This is a genomic window from Pseudomonas yangonensis, assembly GCF_009932725.1.
Classification (GTDB): domain Bacteria; phylum Pseudomonadota; class Gammaproteobacteria; order Pseudomonadales; family Pseudomonadaceae; genus Aquipseudomonas; species Aquipseudomonas yangonensis.
Map to the genome: position 1 here is coordinate 1 of NZ_BLJU01000168.1, position 318 is coordinate 318.

General features: G+C 71.7%; 1 protein-coding gene. It reads left to right on the forward strand.

The annotated features are described in order from the left end of the window. A partial coding sequence (locus GYB81_RS23945) for a hypothetical protein (RefSeq protein WP_218573895.1) occupies window positions 1-290 on the forward strand: 290 nt, incomplete at its 5' end. Window positions 291-318 lie beyond the last annotated feature (28 nt).

Below are 318 nucleotides of genomic sequence, written 5' to 3' on the forward strand. Positions count from 1 at the left end.
ATGTGCTGATGTGCCTGGCCTTCGTCCGCCTGCGCCGCGCCGACCCGCGTCCACGGCCCTACCGGATGCCGCTGGGCGACCGCCTGGCCAGTCTCTGGGCGCTGTTCGTCGCGCTGCATGTGCTGGCCGGCATCTGCCTGTTCGTCGTCACCCCCGGCGCGCCGATGGACTGGGCCTACGCCGGCAAGATCGTCGGCGGCGTGGCGCTGGCCCTGGCAGTGGGCGAACTGCTGATCCGCCAGGCGGCGCGAAGGCGCGGCGTGATGTCACTGCGCGGTGCCTACGGTTGAGGAGCGGCCCTGTCGCAACACCGCCTAA